Genomic DNA, 14,969 nt, shown 5'->3' on the forward strand with positions numbered 1-14,969 from the left:
GGGAGCGGCCATGAAAGCATTAGCGAAACTGAAAGCAGAAGAAGGCATCTGGATGACGGATGCACCCACGCCTGAAATGGGTCATAACGATCTGCTGATCAAAATCCGTAAAACGGCGATTTGCGGCACTGACGTACATATTTATAACTGGGATGAATGGTCGCAGAAAACGATTCCGGTTCCGATGGTTGTCGGCCATGAATATGTGGGCGAAGTTGTCGGTATTGGCCAGGAAGTTAAAGGCTTTAAAATTGGCGATCGCGTATCCGGTGAAGGCCATATCACTTGTGGTCACTGCCGTAACTGTCGCGCTGGCCGCACTCACTTGTGCCGTAATACCACAGGTGTTGGCGTAAACCGCCCTGGCTGTTTCGCAGAGTACCTGGTGCTGCCTGCCTTCAATGCTTTCAAAATTCCTGACAATATTTCTGACGATCTGGCATCTATCTTCGACCCGTTTGGCAATGCAGTTCACACTGCTTTGTCTTTCGATCTGGTGGGTGAAGATGTGCTGGTTTCAGGTGCTGGCCCAATCGGTATTATGGCGGCGGCTGTTGCTAAACATGTTGGTGCGCGTAATGTCGTGATCACCGATGTGAACGAATACCGCCTTGAACTGGCGCGTGAAATGGGCGTGACCCGCGCGGTAAACGTCAGCAAAGAGAGCCTGACCGACGTAATGAAAGAGTTGGGCATGACCGAAGGCTTTGATGTGGGCCTTGAAATGTCTGGTGCTCCACCGGCATTCCGTACCATGCTCGATACCATGAACCACGGTGGCCGTATTGCGATGCTGGGTATTCCTCCGTCAGATATGTCTATCGACTGGACAAAAGTCATCTTCAAGGGCTTGTTCATCAAAGGTATTTACGGGCGCGAAATGTTCGAAACCTGGTACAAAATGGCGGCGCTGATTCAGTCTGGCCTGGATCTGTCACCAATAATCACTCACCGTTTTGGTATCGATGATTTCCAGAAAGGTTTTGATGCCATGCGTTCCGGGCAGTCTGGCAAAGTGATTCTTAGCTGGGATTAACCGCGCTGAGCAATTAAAAAAGGCCGGGAAACCGGCCTTTTTCACATCTTTATTCGCTTGCCGTTTGCTTTTCAGCGTCCGTCAGATAACGCACTTTGCGAGTGTAGTCCTGTCCTTTAAACAGCAATTCGCTATCCGGCGAGACCAGATATTTCTGCCATTCAGACAGCGGGAAACCGCCATGCGCACCAATGACTTCTTTTGGGATAACCGAAGGGGTGCCACCAATGCGCTTTGAGACTGGCCAGTTCACCCAATCACCTAAATTGACCGTTTTGAAATCCAGCAAATCGAGCAGTGCTGCCAGCGGCAATTGATCTGTTGGCGGCTGAGAGTCGTCCATCAACTCCCAGGTATCCCGGAACAAAGCCAGCCAAAGAGGGCATAACCTGTGCCAGGTGCTGTGTGTTGCCGCAAGGAAGGCGCTGTTGACGTGATCTTCAAGAGTCGGGCGAATGGTTCCCTGATAATAGGCCGGTGCTTTCCCTTCCGGTGCATTAGCCAGTTTGGCGATCATTTTTCCCTGGCGGAAGCTGGAGTAGAGCGTGTTTTCTTCGACTTCCAGCTCAGGCATCTGCAACAGGTTTAAATCCGAATCAATAATCAGCGCACCTTCAGTTCGGGCGTAAAGTGGTGCCTGAATTTTGATCAAGCGGCTACGATAAATCTGCTTGAAGCGATAGCTGTCATCTCTTTCGGGGACATTCAGCGTGACAACTCGGGCTTTGCCAGGCAAACCGGTAAAAGCACTGGCCGGTTGGTCGGAGACAATGACGATCTCTTCTAGCTGAGGCGCGAAGCGTTCGGCAAAAACAGCCGAAAGCGTACCTTCCTCAATATAATCTTCGCCAACGCATGGGATCACAACGGAAGTGACAGGAACGGTTTTAGCCCCGCTTGCCGCCTGAGCCAAAGGGATATTATGTCGCGCCGTAATATGGCGATATTTTGGGTTCAGAAATTTAAACATATTCATTCCGGGTTGGTTTTACTGCGCCAAGTACGGCTTCGACACCGGCAACATAGTGTTCGATCGCATAGTTATCAATCACGCGTTGGCAGGCGGCTTGTGTGAGGGCATCACGTAATGCGCTATCTCGCCATACTTGCTGAAGATGCGAAGCGAGCATGACGGTATCGCCATAAGGATAAAGCAGACCGGTACGTCCGGAGTCGATTAACTCTGCCGTCCCCGTCACATTCGAACCGATCACCACGGTTTTAAGCAGCATGGATTCGAGCACCACACGCGGTAACCCTTCGCTTTTCGATGCCAGAATAAAGACATCAAATGCGGCCAGATAATCCAGAGGGTTGTTACGAAAGCCGGTAAAGATAACCCGATCGGCAAATCCGTAATCAGCGGCCTGGCGCTGTAGTTTTTCGCGATCGGCCCCTTCGCCTACCAGAACAAATTTCCATTTTGCTTCGGGATGTTGCTGATGAAAACGGTGCAAAGCTTCCAGCGTATGGTGGCAGGACTTTCTTGGGATAAGCGAGCCGATACTACCAAACAAAAACGTATCGTCGCTGATGCCCAACGAGCGGAGTACCGCCTCGCCAGAAGGTAAGGGCTGGTGAATATCAATGGCGTTAGGAACAGTCGTGCAGAGAGACTTTTTCACGCCGTGGTTAAGCAGCACGCTTTCTACACCATGAGAGACGGCGATTATAGCGTCGCCTGTGTGATTGACTATTTTTGTAATCGCCTGACTCATTACCGGTTCGATACGGCAGTGCTGTACTACCGCAACATTGAGCGGCTCGGCTGCCAGATACCCTTCCAGGTTAGATCCCGGCTGGTTATTCATATACAGGATGTCGTAGCCATCTTTTTGCAGCTGTTCGCGTAGCGCCATGGCATTGGGTTTGATTCGCCATTGGGAATCAATATAAGCGGTGACCTTTTTGCGCCCTGACTTGCTGAAAAACAAAAATGCGCGTGCTACTTCCTTGCAGATTTTTGCCCAGCCAGGCTGCTTGCGTTGCGGGATAAAAATGACAGGAATCTGAATGCTGTTCAGCACCTTCTCAATGGTTTCACCTTCACCGCGCGTGTAGTTGTAGTAAAAGCAGCACGTGATATCAAACCGTTGACGGTCAATACGTTTGAGTAACTCCAACATACTGTTGGTGCCGCCTCCCCACTCTTTACCGTTATCCAGTAAGAGAATTTTACGCCGCTGTTGCGCCATTGATGACCGAACTCCCGTAATATTATTCCACGCGGCATTATAAAGGTTGAACTGGGTGATAACTAACGCTTTCGGTAATTCATTTGTCGGCAATTAATAATTTGCAAATTCGAATTCGGATTTCGAATCCAGAGCCACAATTATTGAGAGTGATATAATTGAATTTTTGATGGCGTAACCGCTATGTTTAAAATATCAGTTTGTTTACTGACTTATAACTCCGCGCGCCTGCTCCATGAGGTGCTAAACCCATTAATAAAAATCGCAGATGAAATTATTATTGTGGACTCAGGCAGTACTGATGAGTCTATTAATATTTCTCGTGGTTATGGTATCGAGCCAATATATCATCCATTTAAAGCGCACGGACAGCAAATGAACTATGCTATTAGCCTTGCACAGAATGATTGGGTGCTGTGCATGGATAGCGATGAAATTCTTGATGAACAAACAACGGTGTTCATCCTCAAACTAAAGAGTGATTCGGAACCGGCGCAAGAGCAGGCGTGGCGTTTCTCACGCTACTGGTTTGTGCTGGGTGAACAAGTGCGAACCATTTATCCCATTTCTTCTCCGGACTACCCTGTGCGGCTTTTTAACCGTCAACAGGCGCACTTTAACGATCGGCCTGTCGATGATCAGGCTGAAGGGTATCACTGCTCGACTGTTATTCCCGGCTTTGTACGGCACGATACTTTTTATAACCTCCACGAAGTATTCAACAAATTAAATGTTTACACGACTCGCCTGGTTTTAAATAAAAGAATCAAACCTTCACTGGCAAGAGGTGTGATAAGCGCCATCGGTGCATTTTTTAAATGGTACTTATTGAGTGGGGCCTGGAGGAAAGGGCGAGTAGGACTTGTTACGGGGTTATATGCCACGTTTTATAGTTTTCTGAAATATTTTAAAGCCTGGTATTGGAACAGGGAATTGAAAAATTGTGCGCGCAAAGAAAATGCTTCCTCTGCGCGTCAACAACGTCAGGACTGAGTCGGCGTTGTTAATTTACCCCAGCCCTGCCACTGATGCTGCATGTACTGCAACAACTGGCTCTGACTGATGCTTTCGCTTAGCACTGCAAAGAACGTTGTCGCGTAAACCGGCGGCAAAGGCTGCTTAGGTTTGCACAGACTCACGCCTTTAAATGGATTGCGCGGCTGTTCAGCCGGTATAGCTGGCGCTACAGGGCGTGTGTTATTCGGCCTCGAAGTATCAACCTGAGGTTCATTCAGCAGGCTGCTCGGGCGCACCAGCGTAATATCCGCAGGCAAGCTATACACCATCTGTTGCAACACTCGTACAGTTGTTGGGTGCGGGTGGCCGATGGCAATGGCGGAACCATTTCGGCGCGCAAGTTCTACAGCACGGTTAAACTGGAAACGAATATCGGCTTCATTCTGAGTATCGTCCAGGAATACTTTGCGCTTGATAACTTTAACGTTCGTTCCGGCGGCAGCTCGCATCGACTGGCTATTGCCTATCGTCATGCTATCGAGGAAATAGAGATTATATTGCCCCAGCGCCTGCATCACTTTCTGCATGCCAAACAGGCTGGATGTCATCGCGCTACCCATGTGGTTATTCAACCCCACGGCATAGGGAACATCATTGACGGCTTCACGGATAATTCGTTCGATTTCACCGCTGCTCATATCCGGGCGCAGTGTGTCTTTTTCCAGAGGCTGCTTGCTGAGCGGAGCCATGGGTAAATGGATCAGCACTTCATGCCCGGCATTGTGCGCTTTGGTTGCCATTTCGCGGGCGTGAGGAGCGTTGGGCAAAACAGCCACGGAAATATTAGAGGGCAGAGCGATAACCTGATTTTCTTGCGCGGGGCGATAACCGAAGTCATCTATAACGATTGCCAGCTTTCCAGCGTAAACAGGGGTTGCCAGCATGAGTGTGCTGACGAAAGAGAAAAACACACGACGGAATTGAAGCAAAACTTATCTTCCCAACCACGGTTGTGGATTGACTGCCTGGCCCTGGCGACGAATTTCGAAATAAAGTGACGGGCGGCCCTGACCACCACTGTTACCCACCAGAGCGATAGCCTGGCCGGCGCGAACTTGTGTTCCAACGTTAACCAACGCACTTTGGTTGTAACCGTACAAACTCATATCGCCTTTGCCGTGTTCAACTACAACAACGAGGCCGTAACCCTGCAACCAGTCGGCAAGGATCACGCGCCCATCAGCGATGGCTTTAACTTCAGTGCCTTCACCTGCGGCGATAACAATCCCTTTCCAACGTAGCTCACCCTGGAGCTGTTCGCCATAGCGATGCAGAATTGAACCGCGTACCGGCCAGAATGCTTGCCCGCGTGGAGCGCCGAGACCACCTGTACGCGAAATCAGTGAGCGTTCGCTTTCTGTTGGTTTGTAGGTGCTGCCTTTGCTGGTTGCTTCCTTTTGGCGAGTTTTAACTTGCTCAGCTTCACGCGCTTCTTTTTCTGCTCTTGCTTTCGCAGCGGCTTCCGCACGGGCAATCTGCCCCTGGAGACGCGACTGGTTCTGGCGCATTTCACTCAGCTTTTGCTGGTCTTGCTGCAAAGAGGATTCGAGCGTCGACAGTGTTTTCTTGCGCTCGTTACGCGCGCTTTCAAGCTTAGTTTGCTGAGCTTGTTGCTCGTAAAGCAACGTTTGCTGTTCGGTTTGCTTGGATTCCAGACTCTCTTTTTGCGTCGCCACTTCCGCTTTGGTTTGCTTCAGCCCTTCAATCGTTTCCTGGCGTGCAGCGTTCAGGTAACCAAAGTAAGCCTGTAAACGTTGCCCACGCTGACTCTCTTCACCGCTTAAAATCAGCTGAATACCGGTATGTTGGCCCTGACGGAAAGATGCATCGAGCTGAGCGGCCAGGTTGCGTTCCTGCGAAGCCTGCTGCTTTTGCAGTTTCGCGAGTGAAGCATTCATGGTGTCGATTTGGCTGTTGAGTTCGGCAAGCGTATTTTGCGTGTCGCGCAGCTTGCGGCTGGCTTCGGCAATGGCTTTTTCTTGTGCCTGGAGTTGGGCGAGTAATGTTGAACGTTGCTGCTGTTGCTGGCGGACCGCACGCTCTTTAGTCGCAATATCCTGCTGGATAGATTTTAACTCGGCGCGATCGTCGGCATGGCTGATCATGGGGCATAACAATACGCCAGCGCTTAACACGCTGGCGTACATCACAGGCCTGACTGAAAACAGCTTCGTTTTCACGGCCCATGTTATTGAAAAAATCGCCTTTCCCCTCATGGGGAGGGATTATTCCACGATGAACAGCGGCTTGCCAGTCATCTCTTGCGGGATTTCCATACCCATCAGGTTCAACATCGTCGGTGCGATATCAGAAAGCTTGCCGCCTTCTACCGCTTTCACACTACGATTGCCCACATAAATCAATGGAACAGGCAGGCTGGTATGCGCGGTGTGCGCCTGGCCAGTCGCCGGGTCAGCCATCTGTTCTGCGTTACCGTGGTCAGCGGTGATCAGCAACTGCCCACCCACGTTTTCAACGGCGGAAACAACCTGAGCAATACACTGGTCCAGCGCTTCGATAGCTGCGATAGCTGCTTCGTAAACACCGGTATGCCCGACCATATCACCATTTGGATAGTTACAAATGATGGTGTCGTATTTGCCGCTGTTGATCGCTGCCAGCAGTTTTTCGGTCAGCTCTACAGAACTCATTTCTGGTTGCAGATCGTATGTAGCAACTTTCGGGGAGTTAATCAGAATGCGGTCTTCGCCAGCAAACGGTTCTTCAACGCCACCGTTATAGAAGAAGGTAACGTGAGCATATTTTTCAGTTTCGGAAATACGCAGCTGGGTTTTGTCATGCTTCGCCATCCACTCACCGAAGGTGTTGCTCAGTGAAGCTGGTGGGTAAGCACAAGCGGCTTTGATATCCGCTGCATATTCAGTCAGCATCACGAAATCACCGAAGTTAACCACTTTCTTACGAGCAAAACCGTCGAAGTCAGCGTTAACGAAAGTACGGGTGATTTGACGAGCACGGTCAGCACGGAAGTTCATGAAGATCAGCGCATCGCCATCGTTCATTGCTGCGTCTGCTTCGCCTTCAGCACGAATAACAGTTGGTTTAACGAATTCATCGTTCTCATCGCGAGCGTATGCGGCTTCCAGACCCGCAATAGCGGATTCTGCCTGGTATTCGCCTTGAGCCAGAGTCAGCAGGTCGTAAGCCAGTTCAACGCGATCCCAACGGTTGTCGCGGTCCATAGCGTAGTAACGGCCAATCAGAGACGCAACGCGGCCTTTGCCCAGTGCGGCAAATTTGTCAGCAAACTTCTTCAGAGAGGATTCAGCGCTGCGCGGTGGTGTATCGCGGCCATCCAGGAATGCGTGCAGGTAGATTGCTTCTGCGCCACGTTCAGCAGCCAGCTCAATCATTGCCAGAATGTGTTCTTCGTGGCTGTGAACGCCACCGGCTGAAGCCAGACCCATGATGTGTACTGCTTTACCAGCAGCAACCGCTTTGTCTACTGCCGCAGTCAGCGTAGGGTTTGCGAAGAAAGTACGTTCTTTAATTTCAACGTCCAGACGAGTCAAGTCCTGGTAAACAATACGGCCTGCGCCGAGGTTTACGTGGCCAACTTCGGAGTTACCCATTTGGCCTTCTGGCAGACCGACTTCCAGGCCAGATGCGTTGATCAAAGTATGTGGACGCTGAGCCCACAGGCTATCCATAACCGGGGTTTTAGCATTCAGAATAGCGTTATCCTGCTGCTCTTCGCGGTGACCATAACCATCAAGAATCACCAGAACCATAGGTTTTTTAGTAACTGACATTGCGACAACCTCTAAGTCAAAGACAAAATTTGCGTAATTTTACTACAGGCTGCGGGGTAAATAGCCGCAGAAGATCAAAGAAAGAGGCTGGATTGTGATCGGTTTTACGTCGTTGCGGTAATTTTTTTCGTAACAGTCCGCAGAATCTACATTACCTGGCGCAGACTGGCTGTATTTGGCACAACGCAAATGTATACTCCTCACCTGGTTTTTTCATATTACTTAGTCGGGAGTTACACCCCCCCATGCAAGAAATTATGCAATTCGTGAGTCGCCATCCCATACTTAGTCTGGCGTGGGTTGGCTTACTGGCCGCCGTACTTTTCATGACCTTTAAAGGTTTGACCTCTAAAGTTAAGGTCATCACCCGTGGTGAAGCAACACGCCTTATCAACAAAGAAGACGCCGTTGTCGTCGACGTGCGTTCACGTGATGATTACCGTAAAGGTCATATCGCTAACTCATTGAATGTACTGACCGCTGATATTAAAAGTGGCAACTTCGGTGAGCTGGAAAAACATAAAGCACAGCCTGTGATCGTTGTTTGTGGTAATGGTATTTCCTCTCAGGAATCAGCAGCGTTATTGACGAAAGCTGGTTTTGAAAAGGTGACTTTGCTGAAAGAAGGTATTGCTGGCTGGAGCGGGGAAAACCTGCCATTAGTTCGCGGTAAATAATGCTACGCACACTGGGGTAAAACCATGGCGAATATTGAAATCTACACTAAAGCAACCTGTCCATTTTGCCACCGTGCAAAAGACCTGCTGCAAAGCAAAGGGGTCAAGTTTCAGGAATTAGCGATTGATGGCGATGCTGTTAAGCGTGAAGAGATGATTAAACGCAGTGGGCGAACCACAGTGCCGCAGATTTTTATTGATGCGCAGCACATTGGTGGTTGCGATGACTTGTATGCACTCGACGCTCGTGGTGGACTCGATCCCCTGCTGCGCTAGTGCAGTTCCTTTGTCGCTTACTGCCGTTTAAAGGACGTATTAATTTTTTAAGGGTTTAACAATGTCAGAACAAAACAACACAGAAATGGCTTTCCAGATTCAGCGTGTCTACACCAAGGACATCTCTTTCGAAGCACCAAATGCACCACACGTATTCCAGAAAGACTGGCAGCCTGAAGTGAAGCTGGATCTCGATACAGCTTCAAGCCAACTGGCAGACGATGTTTATGAAGTTGTGTTGCGTGTAACCGTGACCGCAACACTGGGCGAAGACACTGCGTTCCTGTGTGAAGTTCAGCAGGCTGGTATCTTCTCCATCGGTGGGATCGAAGGTCCGCAGATGGCACATTGCCTGGGTGCGTACTGCCCGAACATTCTGTTCCCTTATGCACGTGAAGCAATCACTAGCCTGGTTTCTCGTGGCACCTTCCCGCAGCTGAACCTTGCACCGGTTAACTTCGATGCGCTGTTCATGAGCTACCTGCAGCAGCAATCTGGCGAAGGCGAAGGTGCTGAAAACCATCAGGATGCCTGATGAACAGCCTTAATGCTTCAATGACTGTGATCGGTGCCGGCTCGTACGGCACCGCTCTTGCCATCACACTGGCGCGTAATGGTCACCACGTTGTTCTGTGGGGCCATGACCCTAAACACCTTGCTGTATTGCAGGCCGATCGCTGTAATGCCGCGTTTCTTCCTGACGTACCTTTCCCTGACACTCTTCACCTTGAAAGCGACTTAGCGAAAGCTTTGGCGGCCAGTCGTAATATTCTGGTAGTCGTACCGAGCCATGTATTTGGCGAAGTGCTGCGTCAAATTAAACCGCTGATGCGTGCTGATGCTCGTATCGTCTGGGCGACTAAAGGTCTGGAAGCGGAAACAGGTCGTCTGTTGCAAGACGTGGCGCGTGAAGCGTTAGGGGATGATATTCCTCTGGCGGTGATTTCCGGCCCTACCTTTGCCAAAGAGCTGGCAGCTGGTTTACCAACGGCAATTGCGCTGGCAGCAACCGACGAAACCTTCGCTCAGGATCTCCAGCAGTTGCTGCACTGCGGAAAAAGCTTCCGTGTTTACAGCAACCCGGATTTCATCGGTGTGCAGTTGGGCGGTGCGGTGAAGAACGTGATTGCGATTGGTGCGGGTATGTCTGACGGTATTGGCTTCGGTGCGAATGCTCGTACGGCGCTAATCACTCGCGGTCTTGCGGAAATGACACGTCTTGGCACTGCTTTAGGCGCTGACCCTGAAACGTTTATGGGAATGGCTGGCCTGGGTGACCTGGTATTGACGTGTACCGATAACCAATCTCGTAACCGTCGCTTCGGCATGGCGCTGGGGCAGGGTGCGGATGTGGATTCGGCACAGCAGAAAATTGGCCAAGTGGTTGAAGGTTACCGTAATACCAAAGAAGTTCGGGAGTTGGCGGCGCGTTTTGGCGTTGAAATGCCAATAACCGAGGAAATTTATCAGGTATTGTATTGCGGAAAAAACGCGCGCGAGGCAGCATTGACTTTGCTTGGTCGTACTCGCAAGGATGAGCGGAGCGGTAGTTAATACCCATCATACTTCAAGCCGCATCTTTGTTGGCTGCGTGAACTCACCCGAATCACTTACTTATGTAAGCTCATCGGGACTCGTTCTCTTGCCGCCGCGATGCCACTCGAATTATTTTGGGTATAGATACAATTGATGGAACAACACAACCGCAATAACTGAAGCGTTCCGGTACTTTGTGCCGGGCGCTGTTTTTCTGTCTGGAGAGAGCAATGTCGTCTGAAGAACTGGATCTGGTATGGAACAACATTAAAGCCGAAGCACGAGCGCTTGCCGATTGTGAACCAATGTTGGCCAGTTTTTACCACGCAACTCTCCTCAAGCACGAAAACCTCGGCAGCGCGCTGAGCTACATGCTCGCTAATAAGCTAGCCTCCCCGATTATGCCTGCCATTGCGATTCGTGAAGTTGTCGAAGAGGCATACGCGGCAGAACCACAAATGATTGCTTCCGCTGCCTGCGATATTCAGGCCGTGCGCACCCGTGACCCGGCAGTCGATAAATATTCCACTCCGCTGTTATACCTGAAAGGTTTTCATGCGTTGCAGTCCTACCGTATCGGCCATTGGCTGTGGAAAGAAGGACGCAGGGCTCTGGCGATATTCCTGCAAAATCAGGTTTCGGTTTCATTTCAGGTAGATATTCACCCGGCGGCGAAAATTGGCTGCGGGATCATGCTCGATCACGCAACTGGCATTGTGATCGGTGAAACCGCTATCGTTGAAAACGATGTGTCGATTTTGCAGTCTGTTACCTTGGGCGGTACGGGCAAAACCAGCGGCGACCGCCACCCGAAAATTCGTGAAGGCGTGATGATTGGTGCCGGGGCGAAAATCCTCGGCAACATTGAAATTGGGCGTGGGGCAAAAATTGGCGCAGGCTCTGTAGTGTTACAGCCAGTGCCGCCTCATACCACGGCGGCTGGCGTTCCTGCGCGAATTGTTGGCAAGCCTGAAAGCGATATGCCTGCCATTGATATGGATCAGCACTTTAACGGTGCTAACAATGGTTTCGAGTACGGCGACGGAATCTAGCTTCTCAGCACGGCGCCGGGGTAACCAAGCTGGCGCCACGCTTCATACACCACCACCGATACTGCATTCGATAAATTCATGCTGCGGCTGTCCGGCATCATAGGAATACGGATTTTTTGCTCAGCAGGCAAAGCATCAAGAATCGTTGCTGGCAGGCCGCGCGTTTCCGGGCCAAACACCAAATAATCCCCATCCTGATAGCTTACTGCGCTGTGCGCAGGCGTACCCTTTGTGGTTAATGCAAAAATTCGCTGTGGGTTTTCCGCCGCTAAAAATGCGTCATAGTTGTGATGGCGATTCACGGCGGCAAACTCATGATAATCCAGACCAGCACGGCGCAGTCGCTTATCGTCCCAGCCAAAGCCTGTCGGCTCGATGATATGCAACCGGAAGCCGGTATTGGCGCATAGACGAATAATATTCCCGGTATTGGGTGGGATTTCTGGTTCAAACAAAACGATATTTAGCATACTGCCCCCATAAGACCTGGCGCGCAGAATATCAATTTATGCCAGGAAGGAAAACAGGCCCCGAAGGACCTGTTCTTTATGGCGAAAAATTAACGATGATAAAGCGGCAGCCAAAGCACTAATCGCAATCCACCCAACGGGCTGTCATCGGCTTTCACCCAGCCACGATGTTGCTGAACGGCAGTTTCGACAATCGCTAACCCCAGACCGGTACCACCAGATTCGCGATCGCGCGCTTCATCTGTGCGGTAGAACGGACGGAATATTTGTTCACGATCTTCCGGGCTCACGCCTGGGCCATCATCATCTACCGTGACAGTAATGCCTTGATTATCCACGGAGAAATTAACGGCAATTTTCGTGTGCGAATAACGTAATGCGTTACGGACAATATTTTCCAGCGCACTTTCCAGTGAGTTCGGGTTGCCGTACATCAGCCACGGGCCAGGCGGGTAGGTCACTTCGAGTGATTTACCCATTTGCTCCGCTTCGAAAGCCGCGTTATCCAGCACTTCAGACCAGATCTGATTGGCTTTCATTGTCTCACTCGCCAGCGCATTTTTTTGCTGATTGCGGGACATAACCAACAGGTCGTTGATCATACCGTCCAGACGCTGAGCTTCGGTTTCGATACGTTCCAGTTCTTTGCTTTCACCGGTTTTACGTCGCAGCAATGCTGTGCCTAATTGCAGGCGCGTCAATGGGGTACGCAATTCGTGAGAGATATCGGACAACAGCCGTTGCTGGCTTGTCATCATTCTTTCCAGCGCGGTAATCATCTGGTTAAAGCTGGCGCCGGCTGCGAGAAATTCTTGCGGCCCGGATTCGAGTTCAGGGTGCTGACGCAAATTCCCCTGGGCTACTTCATCCGCAGCATTTTTCAACTTACGCGCTGGTTTTGCCAGGCTCCACGCCAGCCATAACAGCAGCGGTGAACTGACCAGCATGGTGACGATGAGTAACAGTAAAGGTCTATCAAACAGCAGGTTAATAAAATCAGATTGGGAGTTACTTGCAGGGCGAATCAGGTAGAGCTGGTAGTTATCTTCGCCATCTCGCACGGAGAATGGCCCTACCAATTCGACACGACCATATTTTTTCTTTTGCGGATGATCCGAGTTATCGGACTGGCCGATAAAGTTACGAATGATCTGCATTTCATTGCGCTGGGCGCCAATCACTCGCCCTTCGCTGGTCACAAGTAATAAACGCTGTCCCGGTGGTGCCCATTTATCAATGGCCCGGAACAAACGACGCCACCACATCAGGTCGTTGGGTGGATCGTTTTCAAGTTCCGCTTCGACATGCTGTTCAATCATGATGCCTTGACGTTGCTCATTCTCCATCAATTCGGTCATTTGACGCGAATCCAGTTTAGGCAGCATCAGCACTAGCATCAGCACTAACGCCAACGTCAACCAGAAGATGGCAAAAATACGCGCGGTAAGGCTACTTATCATGAAGCAGACACCATCAGGTAGCCGCGGCCACGTAATGTTTTAAACCACGGATGCCCATCTTTACGGTCCGGCAATTTACGACGCAAATTGGAAATATGCATGTCGATTGCGCGGTCGAAAGGTGTCAGGCGTTTACCCAGAACTTCCTGGCTTAAATGTTCGCGTGAAACCACCTGACCCAGATGCTGTGCCAGCAAATAGAGCAGGGTGAATTCAGTCCCGGTCAAATCCAGTGCCTGTCCATCAAAGCTTGCTTCCTGACGTCCAGGATTCAGGCTTAAACCGTCAACTTCGACAGTCGGTGAGCCACTGTCACTGTTTTGTTGCTGCTCGCTCCAGTGTGAACGACGCAAAATAGCGCGTATACGGGCCACCAGTTCACGATCGTTGAATGGTTTAGGCAGATAGTCATCTGCACCCAGTTCAAGGCCCAGCACGCGATCGAGCTCACTTCCTCGCGCTGTTAGCATAATGACTGGGGTCTGGTGTGATTGACGCAACTCTTTCAACGTATCAATGCCATTTTTCTTCGGCATCATTACGTCGAGCAATAAAAGGTCAATGGTGTCATCAAGGAGCTCCAACGCTTGTTCACCGTCGTGGGCAACAATTACGTTAAAACCTTCCATGTCGAGCAGTTCCTTTAACAGGGAAGTAAGCTCTCGGTCATCATCAACTAGCAGAATTTTATTCATTGTTAAATTACCTCCGAGGCAGAAATTACGTCATCAAGGCGAGCTAATCTATGACTTTACGTTGTTTTACACCCCCTGACGCTAGTTTGCAGCGGGAATCGTAGACTGAATCTCGTTGAATCGCAGCACAGATGATATCAGGAGCAAGTGATGCGCAATGTTACCGCTGCCGTCATGGCCTCTACATTGACTCTGGTAACCCTGGCTTGCCAGGCCAGAGACTTACCGGCCAGCGATAACTGGTACCAGGGCGGTGAAGGTTTAGTGAAGCGTAATAACCTTCAGAGCCACATGTTCGAGGGAATAAACCTTACCGAACAACAGCGCCAACAAATGCGCGATCTAATGCAACGGGCACGGCATGATAGCCCACCCGTGAATGTAAGCGAAATGGAGACCATGCATAATCTGGTCATCGCTAATAATTTTGATGAAACGGCAGTGCGTGCCCAGGCTGAAAAAATGGCACAAGAACAAGTGGCTCGCCAGGTTGAAATGGCGAAAGTACGCAACCAAATGTACCGCTTGTTAAGTCCTGAGCAACAGGCCGTTTTAAATGACAAACACCAACAGCGCATGGATCAGTTCCGTGAACTGGCGGACCTGCAACAGATGTCTTCGATGCAGGCACTGAGTAGTAGCAGTAAGCGTAGTAACCAGTAACAAACCCTGTTTTCCTTGCCATAGACACCATCCCTGTCTTCCCCGCCTTAACCGGCGGGTTTTTTTTGCCTGAAGGTTCGGATGAATCCGCTATACTAGCCAGCAATCATTCGCTGGAG

The 14,969-nt window shown here is 50.4% G+C and carries 16 protein-coding genes; 8 read left to right on the plus strand and 8 right to left on the minus strand.

Annotated features, from left to right (window positions below):
• Nucleotides 1–10: 10 nt before the first annotated feature.
• On the plus strand, nucleotides 11–1,036 hold the full coding sequence (gene tdh, locus M975_RS19415) for an L-threonine 3-dehydrogenase (protein WP_064515031.1): 1,026 nt from the start codon (nucleotides 11–13) through the stop codon (nucleotides 1,034–1,036).
• A 49-nt stretch (nucleotides 1,037–1,085) separates the two neighbouring features.
• Here tdh and M975_RS19420 read toward each other — a convergent pair whose 3' ends face one another.
• Together M975_RS19420 and M975_RS19425 are read right to left on the minus strand one after the other, a co-directional pair.
• Nucleotides 1,086–2,006 (minus strand): hypothetical protein, encoded by a 921-nt coding sequence (locus M975_RS19420; RefSeq protein ID WP_064561514.1) that lies wholly within the window; start codon nucleotides 2,004–2,006, stop codon nucleotides 1,086–1,088.
• Complete coding sequence (locus M975_RS19425) at nucleotides 1,999–3,231, minus strand: glycosyltransferase (protein ID WP_064561515.1); 1,233 nt, start codon at nucleotides 3,229–3,231, stop codon at nucleotides 1,999–2,001. The genes M975_RS19420 and M975_RS19425 overlap by 8 nt, the downstream gene beginning before the upstream one ends.
• A 183-nt stretch (nucleotides 3,232–3,414) precedes the next feature.
• Between M975_RS19425 and M975_RS19430 the strand changes: the two genes are divergently transcribed.
• Nucleotides 3,415–4,224, plus strand: a complete 810-nt coding sequence (locus M975_RS19430) for a glycosyltransferase family 2 protein (RefSeq protein WP_064561516.1) — start codon at nucleotides 3,415–3,417, stop codon at nucleotides 4,222–4,224.
• Here M975_RS19430 and M975_RS19435 read toward each other — a convergent pair.
• Genes M975_RS19435 through gpmM form a run of 3 tightly spaced genes read right to left on the minus strand, consistent with a single transcriptional unit; the run spans nucleotide 4,215 to nucleotide 8,021 of the window.
• The gene (locus M975_RS19435; protein WP_064561517.1) at nucleotides 4,215–5,177 is read right to left on the minus strand and encodes a divergent polysaccharide deacetylase family protein; all 963 of its coding nucleotides are present in this window, start codon (nucleotides 5,175–5,177) and stop codon (nucleotides 4,215–4,217) included. The two genes, M975_RS19430 and M975_RS19435, sit on opposite strands and share 10 nt — an antisense overlap.
• A gap of 3 nt (nucleotides 5,178–5,180) precedes the next feature.
• On the minus strand, nucleotides 5,181–6,464 hold the full coding sequence (envC, locus tag M975_RS19440) for a murein hydrolase activator EnvC (RefSeq protein ID WP_064561518.1): 1,284 nt from the start codon (nucleotides 6,462–6,464) through the stop codon (nucleotides 5,181–5,183).
• 9 nt (nucleotides 6,465–6,473) lie between these two features.
• Nucleotides 6,474–8,021, minus strand: a complete 1,548-nt coding sequence (gpmM, locus tag M975_RS19445) for a 2,3-bisphosphoglycerate-independent phosphoglycerate mutase (protein ID WP_064561519.1) — start codon at nucleotides 8,019–8,021, stop codon at nucleotides 6,474–6,476.
• Between the two features lie 245 nt (nucleotides 8,022–8,266).
• On the opposite strand from gpmM, the gene M975_RS19450 reads away from it, so the two are divergent.
• The 5 genes from M975_RS19450 (at nucleotide 8,267) to cysE (ending at nucleotide 11,562) form a co-directional block, all read left to right on the plus strand.
• A complete protein-coding gene (locus M975_RS19450) occupies nucleotides 8,267–8,698 on the plus strand; it encodes a rhodanese-like domain-containing protein (protein ID WP_064515039.1) in 432 nt (143 codons plus the stop codon).
• A gap of 24 nt (nucleotides 8,699–8,722) precedes the next feature.
• Nucleotides 8,723–8,974 (plus strand): glutaredoxin 3, encoded by a 252-nt coding sequence (gene grxC / locus M975_RS19455; RefSeq protein WP_064515041.1) that lies wholly within the window; start codon nucleotides 8,723–8,725, stop codon nucleotides 8,972–8,974.
• Nucleotides 8,975–9,035: 61 nt separating this feature from the next.
• Nucleotides 9,036–9,509: a protein-export chaperone SecB gene (gene secB, locus M975_RS19460; protein WP_034461441.1), complete on the plus strand. Its 474-nt coding sequence runs from the start codon at nucleotides 9,036–9,038 to the stop codon at nucleotides 9,507–9,509.
• Entirely contained in the window at nucleotides 9,509–10,528 is a 1,020-nt protein-coding gene (gpsA, locus tag M975_RS19465) for an NAD(P)H-dependent glycerol-3-phosphate dehydrogenase (protein ID WP_064515044.1), read from the plus strand. Before secB ends, gpsA begins: the two co-directional genes overlap by 1 nt.
• A 212-nt stretch (nucleotides 10,529–10,740) precedes the next feature.
• Nucleotides 10,741–11,562 carry a serine O-acetyltransferase gene (gene cysE, locus M975_RS19470; protein WP_034500031.1) on the plus strand — a complete coding sequence of 274 codons (822 nt, stop codon included), beginning with the start codon at nucleotides 10,741–10,743 and terminating at the stop codon, nucleotides 11,560–11,562.
• On the opposite strand, the gene trmL is transcribed toward cysE, so the two are convergent.
• The 3 genes from trmL to cpxR form a co-directional block, all read right to left on the minus strand.
• Nucleotides 11,559–12,032 carry a tRNA (uridine(34)/cytosine(34)/5-carboxymethylaminomethyluridine(34)-2'-O)-methyltransferase TrmL gene (gene trmL, locus M975_RS19475; protein ID WP_064515046.1) on the minus strand — a complete coding sequence of 158 codons (474 nt, stop codon included), beginning with the start codon at nucleotides 12,030–12,032 and terminating at the stop codon, nucleotides 11,559–11,561. The genes cysE and trmL overlap by 4 nt on opposite strands.
• 89 nt (nucleotides 12,033–12,121) lie before the next feature.
• Nucleotides 12,122–13,492, minus strand: coding sequence for an envelope stress sensor histidine kinase CpxA (gene cpxA / locus M975_RS19480; protein WP_064515048.1), 1,371 nt, complete (start codon nucleotides 13,490–13,492; stop codon nucleotides 12,122–12,124).
• Nucleotides 13,489–14,187: an envelope stress response regulator transcription factor CpxR gene (gene cpxR, locus M975_RS19485; protein ID WP_034461436.1), complete on the minus strand. Its 699-nt coding sequence runs from the start codon at nucleotides 14,185–14,187 to the stop codon at nucleotides 13,489–13,491. Before cpxR ends, cpxA begins: the two co-directional genes overlap by 4 nt.
• A 150-nt stretch (nucleotides 14,188–14,337) precedes the next feature.
• Between cpxR and cpxP the strand changes: the two genes are divergently transcribed.
• On the plus strand, nucleotides 14,338–14,850 hold the full coding sequence (cpxP, locus tag M975_RS19490) for a cell-envelope stress modulator CpxP (protein WP_064561520.1): 513 nt from the start codon (nucleotides 14,338–14,340) through the stop codon (nucleotides 14,848–14,850).
• Nucleotides 14,851–14,969 lie beyond the last annotated feature (119 nt).

The organism is Buttiauxella brennerae ATCC 51605, from assembly GCF_001654925.1.
In the GTDB taxonomy this organism is placed as follows: domain Bacteria; phylum Pseudomonadota; class Gammaproteobacteria; order Enterobacterales; family Enterobacteriaceae; genus Buttiauxella; species Buttiauxella brennerae.